A 14,865-nucleotide genomic window follows, 5' to 3' on the forward strand; every position below is an offset into this window, starting at 1 on the left:
CAGATACCCCTACTGGCTGTCGGTTGTTATCAACCCGGCTTCAGCGCATAATATGCGCCTTAAGCCTGTAACCAAACAACCATGACCGAATTCTTACTCTTATTAATCAGTACCGTGCTGGTAAACAACTTTGTGTTGGTCAAGTTCTTAGGGCTCTGCCCTTTTATGGGTGTGTCCGGCAAGTTAGAAACGGCCATAGGCATGTCACTGGCTACCACTTTTGTGCTTACCCTGGCTTCGGTTTGCAGCTATCTGGTGGATCACTACCTGCTGGCACCTTTTGATTTGCTGTATTTGCGCACCCTCAGCTTTATTCTGGTGATTGCCGTGGTCGTTCAGTTCACCGAAATGGTAGTGCATAAAACCAGCCCAACCCTGTATCGGCTGCTGGGCATTTTCCTGCCACTGATCACGACCAATTGCGCGGTTCTTGGCGTGGCGCTGCTGAATGTCAGTGCCGGCTATAACTTTGTCCAGTCGCTGGTGTTTGGCTTTGGCGCTGCGGCTGGTTTTTCACTGGTACTTATCCTGTTTGCCGCCATGCGCGAACGCTTGGCCGCTGCCGATGTTCCGGTAGCTTTTCGTGGCGCTGCTATCGCCATGATCACAGCAGGCCTAATGTCATTGGCCTTTATGGGCTTTACCGGACTGGTGACCCATTCATGATGACCACTGCTCTAGCTGTCCTTGGTGTACTTGCGCTGTTGTTCGGTGCCATTTTAGGCTACGCCGCTATCCGCTTTCGGGTTGAAAGCGATCCTTTGATCGAACAGATAGACGATATCCTGCCGCAAACCCAATGTGGTCAATGTGGCTACCCCGGCTGCCGCCCCTATGCCGAAGCGATTGCCAATGGCGATGACATCAATAAATGCCCGCCCGGCGGTGAAGCGACGGTGCGAAAACTAGCGGATTTGATGGGCGTAGAGCCCAAGCCGCTGCATGAAGAAGCGCAGAATGCGGTAAAAAAAGTCGCCTTTATCCGCGAGGATGAATGCATCGGTTGCACCAAATGCATTCAGGCCTGCCCGGTCGATGCCATCGTCGGTGCTACCCGCCAGATGCATACCGTGATCGTGGATGAGTGCACCGGCTGCGATCTCTGTGTGGAGCCCTGTCCGGTCGATTGCATCGATATGATCCCACTGATAGAAACAGCTGAGCGCTGGAAGTGGGACTTGCAGGCAATCCCGGTACGCATGGTTGAGGCGGATTAATGCAAAGCTTATTAGAACAAGTGGCTGCCGGACTGCTCTGGCGTTTCCCGGGCGGAGTTCATCCACCGACCCGAAAGGCAGAGCTTAGCAAAAAGCCAATTGCCAGCCTGCCGCTACCGGACAAACTCTACATTCCACTGCGCCAGCATATCGGTGTGGCCGGTCACTGCCTGGTGCATAAAGGCGATCACGTGATGAAAGGCCAGCCCCTGACACTGGCCGATAACTCAATGTCGGTGCCGGTGCATGCCCCAACCTCAGGCTTGATCCTGGCTGTAACTGAACACACCAGCCCGCATCCTTCCGCCCTGCCAGAGCCATGCATCGTACTGGAACCCGATGGGCTGGATGAATGGCGTGAGCGTGAGCCCATGCATTACCCACGATGTTCCACGGAACAACTCTTGGAACGTATCCAGCAGTCCGGCATTGCCGGCATGGGCGGTGCGGGTTTTCCAACCCATCTAAAATCAGCTGTGCAACAGCACGTTGAGTTGCTGATTATTAACGGGGTCGAATGTGAACCCTACATCAGTGCCGATGATGCCCTGATGCAAGAACAAGCCGATACTATAGTGCAAGGCATTGAGATCCTTTGCCATATCCTTGAGCCCAAAGCAGTTCTGATTGCCATAGAAGACGACAAGCCAGCAGCGATCAGCGCCATGCAGAATGCCTGCGATGGCCGGCAGCCGTGGTATGTGCGTCCGGTGCCCACCAAGTACCCTTCGGGTGGTGAAAAGCAGTTGATTCAACTGCTAACAGGCAGGGAAGTACCCGCCGGTCGCCGTCCCATTGATATTGGCATGATGATGTTCAATGTGGGTACCAGCTTTGCAGTTGCTCAGGCAGTGCTGCACGATATCCCTTTACTGTCACGTATCGTAACTGTTGCCGGGGACACCCTGCAGCACCCACAAAATGTACTGGCACCGATAGGGACCCCAGTCAGTGACTTATTGCATTTTTGTGGCTTTCAACCCGAGCGTCCGCAGCGGGTCATTATGGGTGGCCCTATGATGGGCTTTACCCTGCCCGACTTGTCGGTCCCGATTATTAAAACCACCAATTGCATTCTGGCACCAACGCAGCAAGAACTTCCGGCAGCAGGTGAGGAAATGGACTGCATTCGCTGCACTGCCTGCGCCGAGGCATGCCCAGCCAGCTTGTTGCCACAGCAATTGCTCTGGTTTAGCAAAGCCAAAGACACTGAAAAACTTGACGAATACAACCTGTTTGATTGCATCGAATGTGGTGCCTGTGCCTATGTCTGCCCAAGCGAGATCCCATTGGTGCAATACTACCGGGTTGCCAAAGCTGAGATCCGCGAACAACAACGCGAAGCTTTAAAAGCAGAACAAGCCAAGGCACGCTTTGAAGCAAGACAGGCACGACTGGAAGCCGAAAAACTGGAGCGCCAGCGCCGCAACGAACAACTGGCGGCAGAGCGTGCCGCCAAACAAAGTGCCAGCGCCCCTGATGCCGTGGCCGCTGCACTGGCTCGGGTAAAAAGCCAGCAACAACAGACGCCTGGTGATTTGGAGGCCATCAAAGCCGAACGCGAACGCAAAAAGCAGCAGGCGCGCGAACGTCAGGCTGAAAAAACAGAGGCTCCAGCAGACTCAGTGTCAGCTACAGACCCCCGCCAGGCAGCTATTACGGCCGCGCTGGCCCGCGCCAAAGCTAAAAAACAAGCTGCAGCAACAAGTGACTCTGAGCGAGTGCAATCTCAGCAAACTGAGCCCGGGCAAACAGCTACAGAGTCTGTCGAAACAGCCGCAGCCAACGAGGCCAGTGATCCACGCAAAGCTGCGATTGCAGCCGCTTTAGCCCGCGCTAAAGCAAAAAAACAAGCCGCAGCCTCAGCAAGTGACAACGGGCAAACAGAGCAAGAGCAGGCTAAGCCAGCACACACTGGGGCAGCGCAAGCTGCTGCAGAGCCTGCCCAAACAGCCGCAGCCAGCGAGGCCAGTGATCCACGCAAAGCTGCAATTGCTGCCGCCATAGCGCGCGCCAAAGCGAAGAAACAGACGGAAGCAAGGCCAGCACCAGAAAAAGCCGGGCCTGAAGAAGCCAAATCAGATCAGACGGATCCAGCATCGGCGCCTGATGAACACATCGCACCCACTGAGCAACCCAGCGATCCGCGCAAAGCCGCTATCGCCGCAGCCGTTGCCCGGGCCAAGGCCAGGAAACGAAAGGAGACGGAGCTAAAATGAGTTTTCGAATTGCCAGCTCCCCGCACCAGCACAATCAGAAAACCACCAGCCAGTTGATGCTGTGGGTGGTGATTGCCGCCCTGCCCGCCATTGCGGTGCAAAGTTATCTGTTTGGCTATGGTGTGCTGGTGCAGTTGCTGCTGGCGATAGTCACGGCCTGGGCCAGTGAAGCTCTGGTGCTAATGCTGCGCGATAAAACCATTTTGCCACGCTTAAAGGATCACAGCGCCTTAGTCACCGCCGTGCTGTTAGCCGTATCCATTCCGGCCTACGCCCCCTGGTGGTTGGTGGTGATAGGCACTGCTTTTGCCATTATCATGGTCAAGCAACTCTATGGTGGCCTTGGTTTTAATCTATTTAACCCAGCCATGGCAGCCTACGTGTTACTGTTGATTGCTTTTCCGGTACAAATGACGCAGTGGCTGCCACCAGCAGCATTGCAGCAGCATGCACTTGGGCCATTGGATGCTGTGTGTGCGGTGTTTAATCAGGCCAGTTGCCAGGGCCTCAGTCTGGAACAACTTCGACAAGGCGTGGACGGCATGACCATGGCCACCCCGCTTGATACCGCCCGCACCGATTTAATGATGGGACTGACCCTGCCGGAAAGCTATCAAAAGCCGCTGTTCCAGGGCGGCGTCGGGGTTGGCTGGTTTTGGCTCAACCTGGCCTGGCTGGCCGGTGGCCTGCTCCTGTTGCAACAACGCGTCATTCAATGGCGCATACCGGTCAGTGTGCTTGGCTCATTGGCGCTTTGCAGCCTGATTGCCTGGTCCGTCAATCCAGATACCAACTTCTCTCCACTATTTCAGCTGTTTTCTGGTGCTACCATGCTGGCGGCCTTTTTTATCGCCACCGATCCGGTCAGTGCCTCCACCACCGCCCGAGGGCGTATTTATTATGGTGTACTGATTGGTGTGCTGGTGTTTGTGATCCGCAGTTTTGGCGGCTATCCCGATGCCTTTGCCTTTGCCGTATTGTTGGCCAATATGGCAGTACCTTTGATTGATTATTACACCCGGCCCCGCACCTACGGCCATAAAGTAGTGAAGGGGCGCTGATGAAACACCCAGTGACAAAAAATGCGCTGTTGCTGGCACTGGTTGCTATCATTTGTGTCAGCATTCTGACCCTGCTGCAACAACTTACAGCCCCCCGTATTGCCGAGCAACGGCTGGCCAATCGGCTGGCTCTGTTGCACGATGTCTTACCCGCTGCTGCCGAGCAACAATTGCTGGATGATTGCATTAGCATCACAGCTCCCGAATGGCTGGGGCGCACCAGCCCGCAATCGGTGTTTCGCTGGCGTGAGCAAGGGGTGGTCAGTGCCTTTGTGGTGGAAACCACAGCCCCGGATGGCTACAGTGGTAATATCGACTTAATGGTGGCCATCACACCCGATGGTACTGTGCTGGCTGCGCGTACGCTGGCGCATCAGGAAACACCCGGCTTGGGTGATAAAATTGAACTGCGCAAATCCGACTGGATGCACAGTTTTGCCAATCAGGCAGTGCACGAAGCCAATGTACGCAGCTGGGCGGTTCGTAAAGACGGTGGTGACTTCGATCAGTTTACCGGCGCCACCATTACACCCCGAGCTGTGGTCAATGCTGTTAAGCGCGCGGCACTCTTTGTCCAGCAACACCCGGAGCTGGCAGAACAACCAGCCAATTGTGAGGCCTTTTAAATGAGCCAAAACTACAAGGAGCTTGCCACCCAGGGGCTCTGGAGCAACAACCCGGGCCTGGTGCAGCTGCTCGGACTTTGCCCCTTATTGGCGGTAACCAATACCGTCACCAATGCCCTGGGGCTTGGCATCGCAACCTTGCTGGTACTGCTTGGCTCCAACCTGGTGGTATCCGCCATTCGTAACTGGGTGCCGCGGGAGATTCGTATTCCAATTTTTGTGCTGGTCATTGCTTCTTTTGTCACCGCCGTTCAGCTGCTGATGAATGCCTTTACCTACGAGCTTTATCTGGCATTGGGTATCTTTATCCCGCTGATTGTCACCAACTGCGCCATCATTGGCCGGGCAGAAGCCTTTGCCTCCAAGAACCCAATGCTACCTTCGGCCTTCGATGCGCTGATGATGGGGCTGGGTTTTGCTGCCGTGTTGCTGGCGTTAGGTGCTATGCGTGAGCTGCTGGGTCAGGGCACCTTGTTTGACGGCGCCGATGCCCTGCTCGGCTCCTGGGCGCAGGCGCTGCGGGTAGAAGTACTGGCGCTGGATCATTATTTTCTGCTGGCGCTGCTGCCCCCAGGTGCCTTTATTGGCATGGGGCTGCTGATCGCCGGCAAGAACGCCATCGATCAGCGCAAACAGCGTAAGCAACAGGTGAAAACGGCCATTACCCGTGCCCGGGTGACCGGAACCATTGTGTGAATAGAACCATATGAATAAACAAAAGCGCATCGAGTTACTATCGCGGCTGCGGGCCGCCAACCCCGAGCCCACCACTGAGCTGGAATACAGCTCGCCCTTTGAGCTGCTGATAGCCGTACTGTTATCGGCTCAGGCCACTGATGTGGGTGTCAATAAAGCCACCCGCCATCTTTTTCCAGTGGCCCGCACACCTCAGGCCATGCTGGATTTAGGCGTGGATGGCGTCAAGCATTACATCAAAACCATTGGTCTGTTTAATACCAAAGCCGAAAACGTGATTAAAACCTGCCGTATTCTGGTTGAGCAACATGGCGGCGAAGTGCCGGAAAACCGCGAAGCGCTGGAAGCCCTGCCTGGTGTCGGCCGTAAAACCGCCAATGTGGTGCTGAACACCGCCTTTCGCTGGCCTACCATCGCTGTGGATACCCATATTTTTCGGGTCAGCAACCGCACCAAACTAGCGCCTGGGAAAAATGTAGATGCCGTTGAGCAAAAGCTGCTGAAAGTCGTACCCGCCGAGTTTAAACTGGATGTGCACCACTGGTTGATTTTACACGGCCGCTACACTTGTGTGGCCAGAAAACCCAAGTGCGGCTCCTGCATCATTGAAGACTTGTGCGAGTTTAAAGAAAAAACGGACTAGGGCAAGCTGCAAGCTTCTAGCCGCTTCGCGGTCCCTCTTCAATCAATTCCCGGTGCACACACACCGCCATGCTCTTAGGGCGGATGGGCAGGCCCCTGCCCTCCAGATGCGCTCGGGTAAAAGAAGCGCCAAACAGCAGGATCATCGATGTATAGTTGACCCAAAGCAACAGCAGCGCCAAAGAGCCGGCAGCACCGTATGCCGATGCCGTTGCCGTGTGCGCCAGATAGATAGCGATTAGTGAACGGCCCAGGGTAAACAGAATCGCGGTGATAAAGGCGCCCAGCAGCACATCCTTCCAGGACAGCAAGACATCGGGCAGGATCTTGAACATAGCGGCAAACAGCAAGGTAATCACCAGCAACGATAAAACGACTTCCATGCCCACCATGGCCCAGCCGGGCACCGGCATCCACTCTTCCGCGAATACCATGATACTTCGTAAAGCCACTGACAACAGCAAGGACACCATCAGAATAAAACCAATAGCCAGGATAATGGTCATGGATAATAAACGGCTTTTAATATAACCCCACAGGTTGTTGCGGTTAGGGCGAGGCGCTACATCCCAAATTTGATTCAACGACTGCTGCATCTGTGCAAACACCGTAGTGGCACCAACGATGGTGGCCACAATGCCAATCAACGCTGGCCAGATGCCGCTTTGATCTATCTGCGAATTGGTTACCGCGGTTTGCACCACGCCCGCGGCTTCCGGGCCAAGAGTTCCTTCCAGCTGCTCAAACAGCTGGCCTTCTACCACACTCTGGCCTAAAAAGAATCCAACCAGAGCCACTACCACCACCAGAATGGGCGCAATGGAAAAAACAGTGAAAAACGCCAGCGCCGCTGCATAGATAAAGGCCTGGCTATCCAGCCAGTTACGGGTTGCCGCGCCCAAAATACTGAACCAATGCCTGATTACAGCAGGGAGTTTATTGTAGAGCCTGGAAACCATAGCTAAAGTGCCTTAGTAGTTAACAGAAAGAGTAATCAACCGTAAGCCCCTGCTGATCTGACATTGAAGCCGCGTTAAGCCTGTAACTTAAAGTAGTGTTTCGAATGAGGCAAGCCCCCCCAAAACAGTGTCGATTTTACACCAAACCACCATAGCATCAGATGATGCCCTACTCGTAGTGGCTCCAAAGACGCAGAACTTTAATCAACTGATCTTCTGCAAGCACCTGGTACACTAGGCGATGCTGGATATTGATACGCCGTGAATAGGCCCCGGCAAGATCGCCAATAAGCTTCTCAAACGGAGGCGGCTTGCGAAACGGATCTTCGGCAATTAGCGCTAGCAATTCCTGAGCTTTGGGCTTGAGGCCGCTGGATGCCAGTTTTTTGGCGTCTTTTTGGGCTTGCCTGGTATAAACCAACTTCCAGGTCACCAGTCCAATTCCTCATCACATTGCTCCACAGGGGTTTCCATGCCCTCACGAACCGACTCACGCATACCCGGTACAGAGAGCAGGAAAAGTGTTTCCTGAATCGCAGACCAATCCTCCTCGGAGATTAAAACAGCTTTGTTCCGCTTGCCCGTGATGACGATGGGCTGATGGGACTCGGCAGTTTCATCAATCAACCGATACAGCTTACTGCGCGCTTCTGTTGCGGTAATTCCGGTCATGTTGCACCTCTTGCTGTATAATCACTCAATTATTGTACGCTTTTTAGTACGTACGTCAATGCGAACGACAATATTGCAGTGACGCCCCAACCAGACTGCCCCCACGTCACTGCATTTGTTGGCAATCAGTCTATGTTATTATCTACTTTCATCAGCAGTAAACACAGTCAAGGGGTTCTGTATGCGTTTATTACACACCATGCTGCGGGTTGGCAATCTGGAGCGTTCCATCGAGTTTTACACCCAGGTACTGGGCATGCAGCTGCTGCGCCAGTCCGAGAATACCGAGTACAAATATACGCTGGCTTTTGTCGGCTATGGTCCGGAGTCCGAACACGCCGTGCTGGAACTGACCTACAACTGGGGTGTTGACAGCTACGATTTGGGCAGTGCCTATGGCCATATTGCGCTGGAGGTGGACGATGTGTACCAGGCCTGCGACGATATTCGCAGCCGTGGTGGTGTAATTAGCCGCGAGCCGGGGCCGGTGAAAGGCGGAAAAACCCAAATTGCCTTTGTTAAAGATCCGGATGGCTACGCCATTGAGTTGATCCAGAAAAAAAGCCAAAGCTAATCCAGCAGAGACAGCAGCCCGTATAACATCACAGATGTGTTCATTGTGGTATGGTGTGGAATGATGATGTCAGAGCAACTAGCCCTGTTTCCGCTGAATGGTTTGCTGTTGCCGGAGGGGAAAACCCGGCTGAGGGTGTTTGAGCCCCGTTACATTCGGTTGGTAAAAGAAGCCACCGCCGGCAAACGGGCTTTTGCCATGGCGTTGCTGAATCCGCTGGTCAGCCAAACGCACCCTGATCGGATCTTTCCTTTTGCTACTAAGGTGCAGGTGACTGATTTTGATGTGCTTGATGATGGCCTGCTGGGGATTGAAGTGATTGGGCTGGAGCGGGTGCACATTGAGAAACGCTGGCAGGAAGTCGACAAGCTGCATGTGGCAGACACTAAGACAGTGGCTTTCTGGCCCTCACAACCCATCAGCCAGACTCAGCAAGAGCTGCAACAGAGCTTTCGTCAATTACTGCAACGTGAACCGGAGCTGGCAAGTCTCTATCCTCAAAGCAACACAGCAGACGCCAGCTGGCTGGCGGCGCGATGGCTGGAATTACTGCCCTTGCCGCCACTGCTAAAAGAGCATCTGGCAGAGCAGGCCACGCCAGAGGCCTGCCTGCATTATTTGCAGCGCTGCCTCAAGGCTGAATCGATTTGAGGGCAAAGCGCTCATCGTCAATCATCACCGCCACCAGCCGCCAATGCTCACCGCTGCGTTGTAGGGTGTATGAAGTGTGGCAGTTTTGCAGTACCTTGCCGTTGGCATCGCAAAAATACCAGTACAGACTGGCAAAGACCATGGACTCGGACAAACGCACCAGATGCTGTACCCGGTTTTTCACCTGGGCCACCCCAAGACTACGGTACAGGTTAAACTGATGGCGAATGGTTTTCTCCAGGCTGCTGACTTCAGCCATCATTAACTTGCTGTCGTCAGTTAAGAACAGGCATGGCAGGGAAAACAGCTCGGTGACTTTGTCTACATCAAAGTTGGAGTAGGCTTCAGCATAAAGCTGAAAAAAGTGCTCAACTGCCTGTCGCATCAGTTAATCCCTAAATATTTATGCACCTGCACACTCAGGCGCCAGTTGTGTTGTTTGCACTGCTCGATCGCCAGCCGGGTCGCTTTGGCTTTTTGACTGATAGGTTGCAGGTAGACCAGCCTACCCGAAGCAGGTACGCGCTGCAACAACTGTTGCAACTCCTCGATATCGCGCTCACGTGCGACCGGATGCTTGATTTCATTGGCTCGCAGCAATGCCGAATCCAGTACCTCGTAGCCCCCTTTCATATTGACCTTCGGCGACACCGTGACCCAGGTCTCGCTTGGTGCCAGCACTTCAAAAGTACCGCTGGTTTCAATCTGAGTGCTGTAGCCCTGCTGATGCAGTAACTCGCACAGCGGATTTAAATCGTACAGGCAAGGCTCACCACCGGTGATCACCACATGACGGGCCCGAAAGCCCTGGCGTTGAAATTCGGTTAGCAGCTGTTCGGCACTCAGGTTGCACCACCCCTCGGTATCGGTAGTTTTGGCCAACACATCGGTCAGCGGAATTTGCTGCTCAGGATCCACCGTCCAGGTATGCTTGGTATCGCACCAGCTGCAACCGACCGGGCAGCCCTGCAAACGGATAAAAATAGCCGGGCAACCGGTGTAACTGCCCTCGCCCTGGATGGTTTCAAATAGTTCATTCACTTTATACACAAAGACGCCTTACGCTTTAGCCAGCTTTCAATTTAGAGTACAATGCCCGGCTTTTCAGCTTGTCATTATAACGGGAGCGCCGCCATGATGCCGCAAAAAGTTGTTGTCATTTACTCCGGTGGGATGGATTCGTACACCGTGCTGCACAAAGCCATCGCCGACGGCCACGATGTTTATGCCTTATCGTTCAATTACGGCCAGCGCCATGTCAAAGAGCTGGAATGCGCTGCCCAGGTCTGCCGTGAGCTAGGTATCAACCACAAGGTGGTGGATATTTCGGCCATCAATCAGCTGCTGGCGGGCTCATCGCTTACCGACAACATCGAGGTGCCGGAGGGCCACTACGAGGCCGAGAACATGAAATCGACCATCGTGCCGAACCGTAATATGATCCTGATTTCACTGGCGGTGGGTTATGCCGATTCCATCAAAGCCAAAGCCGTGTATTACGGCGCTCACTCGGGCGATCACTTTATTTACCCGGACTGCCGGCCAGAGTTTGTGGAAAAAATGAATGCAGTCTGCCAAATCGCCAATTACGATCCGATTGATATCGTTAGCCCTTATCTGCACGAGTCCAAAATCGAAATCCTGCGCGATGGCCTGGCCATGGGGCTGGATTACAGCAAAACCTGGACCTGCTACAACGGCCGCGAACTAGCTTGCGGCAAATGCGGTGCCTGCCAGGAACGGCTGGAAGCGTTTGCGCTGAATAAAGCCAAAGATCCCCTGCCCTATGAATAAAGCGGCCCTGAATTCAGGGCCGAGAATACGCTAAGGCAACCAGACCATTTCCACCAAATGGCCTTGTTCCACGATGTTTACTAAAAGCTGCTGCAGGCCCTCGGCGGTAGCAGTTTGCTCCAACGGAGCGATCCGTGCCCAGGGAAGCTCTTCCACCAAGGCGCTATAGCCAATTCGGTTGGCCAGCCAACGCGGTTGTTGCCGTGCCTGCATCCGTGCATCAGCCAGGCTTTGATGCCAAATTTCAACTTGTCGCTCACTCGGTGCCTGCTTGCTCGCTGCAGCCAGCAGTTGCTGTACTGCGGCAATGGCAGTATCAACCTTGTCGGGATCGGTTTGCAGTGAAATGTGCAGTACCGCTTGCTGATGCACCGGACTAAAGCCTCCCAGCTGTGCGCGGATGCTGTAGGTCAGACCTGACTCGGTACGAATGCGATCAAACAACTGCTCATCCAGCCAACTGGTCAACAGGGCAGCCGTAGCCTGCTGCAAAGATGAAGGCAGCTGTGTTTTATCCAGATAATAACGCAAGGAGATACGGGCATGTTGCTCACCACTACCGCTGATCCGCTGTTGACTGGCTTGTAGCGGTTGTGGCGAAGAACGCCTCTCGCCCTGCGGGCTTGCTTTGGGCAGGCTGGCAAAGTAGCGGTCCACCAGTGCATAGGCTTGCTCGGCCGTGAGATCCCCGACCAAAGCCAGCTGATAGCCCTGGTTGCCCTGAACCCACTGCTGATAAAAAGCTTGCAGCTGATCCACCGTGGTCGCTTCAATCTCAGCGGCCATCAGATTACGGTAGCGAATGTCGTTTTGCCACAATGCTTTACTTTGCGCCTGATGCCAGGGCAGATGTGGGTGCTCCTCAAATTGTTGCCATAACTGCAGCTCACGGCCCTGGTTAAAGCGCCAAAGCTCCTCATCAATCCTATGGTGTAGCAAGCGATGATGCAGCTCCATCAAGCCTTGTTCGATGTTGCTGACCGGCGCAGCCAGATAAAAACTCCGGGCATCAAAGTCTACTGAAAAGTTATGCCCGATATCCAGACTTTGTCGCCACTGGCGGATCTCAGCACTGTTCAAGCCTGCCTGCCCGCCATCACGGATCAAATCACTGGCCAGGCGGGCAGCCGCTACCTGAGCATCAGGAACCTGATTGGTTCCATGGCGGGCCACCAGACGGGCAAAAGCACGGTTGGGAACGGCATCGCTGTAACGATAATAGGCTGTCATCCCATTGGCCAATTGCCACTCAATAATGCCGTCGGCTTGCTGCTGCTCGGATAAAATCCCAGCAGAAGGGGCTAAAGGCTGCCATTGCGGCTCTGCACGTTGATGCAGGGGTGCAAAAGGCAGCTGCTTCGCTCGCTCCTGGTAACCCTTTAACTGCTCAGCGCTGGGCGCCTCGGTGCCATGTGGATAAAGAGCAACCGTCACTTCCCGGCCTGAGCTATATTGCGTTAGCGCTGCAATCGCCTCCTCTGGAGTGATTAATTCCAGCAGCTCGAGCTGCCGCTGCTTATGGCTGCGCTGATTAAAAATGGGTTCCTGGTAGAGCCAAAAATCTCTTGCCATCTCCACCAAATCGGAAGGGCTGTCCTGCGCATCCTGCAACCAGGCCTGCCAGTTGCTTCGTTCTGTTTGCCACTCGTCCTCGGTGATACCCAAGGCCAACATTCGCTGTAATTCATGCTCCAGTAGTTCGTAAGCCAGAGCATAATTTGGCTCAGTCATCAGCAGTGCCATATTAAACGCATTGACATTGGCAGTCTGACGGCGACTCTGCACGTTAACAGCAAGCACTACCCCTTCGCTGTTTAGCTGACGACTTTCCAATCGCTTACGCAATACCCCCAGAGCAAACGACAGCGCCATTTCCTGCCGCTCAACAGACTGATTGTATGGGACAATCGGAGCAAACCAAAAACGACTTAACACTGCAATAGGCGTATAGGCATCGCTTAAGGTAATAACATCGGGAATGGCCTGCGGCTGAATATCGAACTGCTCTGGCAGCAAAGGCTCTGATGCCAGCTCCAACCTGGTGAATTTTTGCTTGATAAAAGCCAACGTCTGTTCAGCATCCACATCGCCACTGACCACAATCGCCATGTTTTCCGGGTGGTACCACTGCTGGTAAAAGGTCTTTAATTTTTCAGGCGTTGTCGCTTCGATGCTGGCACGGTCGCCCAGAATCGACAGCCGATCCAGGTGACGGGAGCCGCGGAAAAAAGCTTCTTTCAAACGTGGTTCAATACGATCCTGCTCTTGCTGATAAAGCCGCCACTCCTCAACAATCACCGCAATTTCTTCCTGCACTGCTGCCGGTGCAAATTCGATGTGATAAGCCCACTGCGCCAGTATCGTCAATGCAGACTCCAGCTGGCCCCGGTTCAAGTCCTGCAAATCCAGCCAATAAGCAGTATGGTCAAAAGTGGTGTAGGCATTGCTGTGGCGGCCAAGCTGGATCCCCAGCTCCCGCATGTGCTCTTGCATCCGCTGCTCGGGAAACTTCTCGGTACCACGAAAGGCCATGTGCTCGACAAAATGGGCAAGGCCCAATTGATCGTCTTCTTCTTGCAAAGCCCCCGTCCCAACCAGCAGCATCACCCGAGCCCGATTGCTGAACTGGCTGTTGTGCTCAGGTAGAATGATAATTTCCGGCCGCTCTGGGGTTGCCGGCAGTCGCACAACGGTAGTAGCATCGTAAAGTACGTGGGCTGCATCCTCAGTAGTCATTGCACAGGCGGTGAGCAACAAAGCCGCCAGCACCAGCCCAAATCCAACCTTAGCCGCTAACAGCCAACGCCGCGGATGAAACAAAACAACGCCTTTCTTTCCTTGCATCTTGTGCATGTCCTTACCTAAAAATTGATAAATGTTACAGGCTAACCGGCTTTTTAACAAACTGCGCCTGGTATGCTCAGTTCAGCCCCTGAGGCAAGGTGGGTGCTGCACCAGGATACTTGAAGCTCTCTTACTATATTCGACTCGAATTAAAACCATAGCTTAACTAAAAAAAATCATATCCAAAATGATTATGGATAAATTAAGAATGGCATGACTAAGAAAGGCCAGGATTAATGAACCCGAAGAGTCACGAACGTAGTGAAAACTCAACCCCATCACAAAGAAATAGCTGAACCAGAGAATATCAAAGCTCAGATGACTGACAGCAAATAAAGCAGAGCATATTGCGACCACCAACCAGTGCTTTATTTTGAAATGAGCATGTAAGATCTGGGGAGTAATTTGCCGGAAAATTAACTCCTCCAGTAGTGGCATAATGAATACAGCAGAGATAAGCAGTTGAAAAAATTGCTCTTTTGATAAAGAAACGTTGGACGCCTGAATATCGAAAAGGAAAAATGTGAGAGCTAGCCCGTTACAAAGCAGGGTTGGAATCAGTACGATGTACCCAGTAGTCCAGTTAAAGTCAGCATGATTTGAGATGTTAAACACAGCGCTAACCGAGCCGACATCAAACCAGAACAGCCAGAAAATCAAAGTGAGAGCAAAAATCTCAGTATAAAAAACACTCAGCCCAGTTGGCTGCATCGTTAGTTCGATAATGCCAATCAACAAGGCTGCTAAGATAATGGATTTGACCAGCCCAACGAAAATGCCGCCCTTAGTCAACTCACTCATGTAAATACCCTATAAAACAAACCAGTCGCTTTGTAGCCGATAGCACTTTACGTATGAAGAAATTATGGTCAAGGATTTATTGCATATCCTTTTGGAATTAATTAGATAA

General features: G+C 53.2%; 17 protein-coding genes. 10 read left to right on the plus strand and 7 right to left on the minus strand.

From position 1 onward, the window contains the following. Positions 1 to 81 precede the first annotated feature (81 nt). From rsxA to nth, 7 genes are read left to right on the plus strand one after another with little or no spacing between them, the layout of a single operon-like run. A complete protein-coding gene (gene rsxA / locus BLW37_RS07150; RefSeq protein WP_091341401.1) occupies positions 82 to 666 on the plus strand; it encodes an electron transport complex subunit RsxA in 585 nt (194 codons plus the stop codon). Further along, complete coding sequence (gene rsxB / locus BLW37_RS07155) at positions 663 to 1,217, plus strand: electron transport complex subunit RsxB (RefSeq protein WP_091341403.1); 555 nt, start codon at positions 663 to 665, stop codon at positions 1,215 to 1,217. The genes rsxA and rsxB overlap by 4 nt, the downstream gene beginning before the upstream one ends. Then, on the plus strand, positions 1,217 to 3,436 hold the full coding sequence (gene rsxC, locus BLW37_RS07160) for an electron transport complex subunit RsxC (protein WP_091341405.1): 2,220 nt from the start codon (positions 1,217 to 1,219) through the stop codon (positions 3,434 to 3,436). Before rsxB ends, rsxC begins: the two co-directional genes overlap by 1 nt. Then, a complete protein-coding gene (gene rsxD, locus BLW37_RS07165; protein ID WP_091341407.1) occupies positions 3,433 to 4,497 on the plus strand; it encodes an electron transport complex subunit RsxD in 1,065 nt (354 codons plus the stop codon). Before rsxC ends, rsxD begins: the two co-directional genes overlap by 4 nt. Continuing rightward, positions 4,497 to 5,123 (plus strand): electron transport complex subunit RsxG, encoded by a 627-nt coding sequence (gene rsxG, locus BLW37_RS07170; protein ID WP_091341409.1) that lies wholly within the window; start codon positions 4,497 to 4,499, stop codon positions 5,121 to 5,123. Before rsxD ends, rsxG begins: the two co-directional genes overlap by 1 nt. Beyond that, positions 5,124 to 5,819 (plus strand): electron transport complex subunit E, encoded by a 696-nt coding sequence (locus BLW37_RS07175; protein ID WP_091341411.1) that lies wholly within the window; start codon positions 5,124 to 5,126, stop codon positions 5,817 to 5,819. It begins immediately after the preceding gene. 10 nt (positions 5,820 to 5,829) lie between these two features. Beyond that, positions 5,830 to 6,462: an endonuclease III gene (gene nth / locus BLW37_RS07180; protein WP_091341413.1), complete on the plus strand. Its 633-nt coding sequence runs from the start codon at positions 5,830 to 5,832 to the stop codon at positions 6,460 to 6,462. Positions 6,463 to 6,478: 16 nt separating this feature from the next. On the opposite strand, the gene BLW37_RS07185 is transcribed toward nth, so the two are convergent. The 3 genes from BLW37_RS07185 to BLW37_RS07195 all read right to left on the minus strand — a co-directional run bounded on the left by BLW37_RS07185 (position 6,479) and on the right by BLW37_RS07195 (position 8,092). After that, complete coding sequence (locus BLW37_RS07185; RefSeq protein WP_091341415.1) at positions 6,479 to 7,420, minus strand: YihY/virulence factor BrkB family protein; 942 nt, start codon at positions 7,418 to 7,420, stop codon at positions 6,479 to 6,481. A 169-nt stretch (positions 7,421 to 7,589) separates the two neighbouring features. Beyond that, the gene (locus BLW37_RS07190) at positions 7,590 to 7,853 is read right to left on the minus strand and encodes a Txe/YoeB family addiction module toxin (protein WP_091341417.1); all 264 of its coding nucleotides are present in this window, start codon (positions 7,851 to 7,853) and stop codon (positions 7,590 to 7,592) included. Further along, positions 7,850 to 8,092: a type II toxin-antitoxin system Phd/YefM family antitoxin gene (locus BLW37_RS07195; protein ID WP_091341419.1), complete on the minus strand. Its 243-nt coding sequence runs from the start codon at positions 8,090 to 8,092 to the stop codon at positions 7,850 to 7,852. The genes BLW37_RS07190 and BLW37_RS07195 overlap by 4 nt, the downstream gene beginning before the upstream one ends. A 181-nt stretch (positions 8,093 to 8,273) precedes the next feature. Here BLW37_RS07195 and gloA point away from each other — a divergent pair, with 181 nt between their 5' ends. Both gloA and BLW37_RS07205 read left to right on the plus strand, forming a co-directional pair. Next, complete coding sequence (gloA, locus tag BLW37_RS07200) at positions 8,274 to 8,666, plus strand: lactoylglutathione lyase (protein WP_091341421.1); 393 nt, start codon at positions 8,274 to 8,276, stop codon at positions 8,664 to 8,666. A gap of 66 nt (positions 8,667 to 8,732) precedes the next feature. Beyond that, complete coding sequence (locus BLW37_RS07205) at positions 8,733 to 9,317, plus strand: LON peptidase substrate-binding domain-containing protein (protein WP_091341423.1); 585 nt, start codon at positions 8,733 to 8,735, stop codon at positions 9,315 to 9,317. Here the strand turns inward: BLW37_RS07205 and BLW37_RS07210 are convergent. Beyond that, positions 9,298 to 9,702 carry a hypothetical protein gene (locus BLW37_RS07210; protein ID WP_091341424.1) on the minus strand — a complete coding sequence of 135 codons (405 nt, stop codon included), beginning with the start codon at positions 9,700 to 9,702 and terminating at the stop codon, positions 9,298 to 9,300. The two genes, BLW37_RS07205 and BLW37_RS07210, sit on opposite strands and share 20 nt — an antisense overlap. Next, a complete protein-coding gene (gene queE / locus BLW37_RS07215; RefSeq protein WP_091341426.1) occupies positions 9,702 to 10,367 on the minus strand; it encodes a 7-carboxy-7-deazaguanine synthase QueE in 666 nt (221 codons plus the stop codon). The genes BLW37_RS07210 and queE overlap by 1 nt, the downstream gene beginning before the upstream one ends. An 87-nt stretch (positions 10,368 to 10,454) precedes the next feature. On the opposite strand from queE, the gene queC reads away from it, so the two are divergent. Beyond that, on the plus strand, positions 10,455 to 11,111 hold the full coding sequence (gene queC, locus BLW37_RS07220) for a 7-cyano-7-deazaguanine synthase QueC (protein WP_091342015.1): 657 nt from the start codon (positions 10,455 to 10,457) through the stop codon (positions 11,109 to 11,111). A 30-nt stretch (positions 11,112 to 11,141) separates the two neighbouring features. Here the strand turns inward: queC and BLW37_RS07225 are convergent, their stop codons facing one another. Both BLW37_RS07225 and BLW37_RS07230 read right to left on the minus strand, forming a co-directional pair. Further along, positions 11,142 to 13,955 (minus strand): M16 family metallopeptidase, encoded by a 2,814-nt coding sequence (locus tag BLW37_RS07225; RefSeq protein WP_171907572.1) that lies wholly within the window; start codon positions 13,953 to 13,955, stop codon positions 11,142 to 11,144. A gap of 162 nt (positions 13,956 to 14,117) precedes the next feature. Further along, positions 14,118 to 14,756 (minus strand): CPBP family intramembrane glutamic endopeptidase, encoded by a 639-nt coding sequence (locus BLW37_RS07230; RefSeq protein ID WP_091341429.1) that lies wholly within the window; start codon positions 14,754 to 14,756, stop codon positions 14,118 to 14,120. Between the last annotated feature and the right edge of the window lie 109 nt (positions 14,757 to 14,865).

The sequence above is a fragment of the Alkalimonas amylolytica genome, assembly GCF_900107845.1.
Classification (GTDB): domain Bacteria; phylum Pseudomonadota; class Gammaproteobacteria; order Enterobacterales; family Alteromonadaceae; genus Alkalimonas; species Alkalimonas amylolytica.